At 68.8% G+C, this 475-nt stretch carries 1 pseudogene; it reads right to left on the minus strand.

The annotated features are described in order from the left end of the window. A pseudogene (locus tag J5M58_RS26635) lies at positions 1-475 on the minus strand (transketolase); the annotation flags it as partial.

The raw sequence follows: 475 nt of genomic DNA on the forward strand, positions 1-475 counted from the left end.
GTGCGAGACCGCGTGGGTCCACGCGACCGCCGTCTCGACCGTGTCGGCCGGGCGCCAGACGTCGAGGTTCGGAATCAGCCGCAGGCTCGCGACGTGCTCGACCGACTGGTGCGTCGGCCCGTCTTCGCCGAGGCCGATCGAATCGTGCGTGAACACGAAGATCGACGGCACCTTCATCAGCGCGGCGACGCGCAGCGCGTTGCGGCTGTAGTCGGAGAACGTGAGGAACGTGCCGCCGAACGGCTTGTAGCCGCCGTGCAGCACGAGGCCGTTGATCGCGGCGCTCATGCCGAATTCGCGCACGCCGTAGTTGATGTGGTTGCCCCACTGGATGCCCGCACCGTGCGCATTCGCGCGCACCGCCTTCGACGCCTTCCAGTTCGTGAGGTTCGAGCCCGTCAGGTCGGCCGAGCCGCCGAGCAGCTCGGGCAGCACGGCGGCAAGGCCCTCGATCGTCTGCTGCGACGCCTTACGC

The sequence above is a fragment of the Pseudomonas sp. 32_A genome (genome assembly GCF_017490905.1).
Classification (GTDB): Bacteria; Pseudomonadota; Gammaproteobacteria; order Pseudomonadales; family Pseudomonadaceae; genus Aquipseudomonas; species Aquipseudomonas inefficax.